The sequence below is a fragment of the Streptomyces doebereineriae genome, from assembly GCF_031845645.1.
Lineage (GTDB): Bacteria > Actinomycetota > Actinomycetes > Streptomycetales > Streptomycetaceae > Streptomyces > Streptomyces canus.
Map to the genome: position 1 here is coordinate 1 of NZ_JAVREZ010000364.1, position 439 is coordinate 439.

The 439-nt window shown below is 64.5% G+C and carries 1 protein-coding gene; it reads right to left on the minus strand.

All coding sequences use genetic code 11. The annotated features are described in order from the left end of the window. On the minus strand, positions 1-439 hold a 439-nt coding region (locus RNB18_RS52315; RefSeq protein ID WP_311721093.1), incomplete at both ends, for a glutamate--tRNA ligase family protein.

Consider the following 439-nt stretch of genomic DNA (forward strand, 5'->3'; position numbering starts at 1 on the left):
CGGCCACACCGATCCGCATCAGCGCCCGGTACAGCGCGATCTGACGCGGGGTCGAGGGCATGATGTCCTCGCCGCGCAGCACGTGAGTGATCTTCATCAGCGCGTCGTCGACCGGATTGACCAAGGTGTACAACGGATCTCCGTTGGCCCGCGTGATCGCGAAATCGGGTACCGAGCCCGCCGGGAAGCTCACCGGACCGCGCACCAGATCGGTCCAGGCGAGGTCCTCGTCGGGCATACGCAGGCGCAGCACGGGTTTACGACCCTCGTCGGCAAATACCTTGCGCTGCTCGTCGGTGAGGTCGCGGTCGTAATTGTCGTATCCGAGTTTGGGATTCCGTCCGGCCGCCACATGGCGCGCCTCGACCTCTTCCGGTGTCGAATAGGCCTCGTAGACCTCGCCGGCCTCGAGTAGACGTGCGATCACGTCGCGATAGAT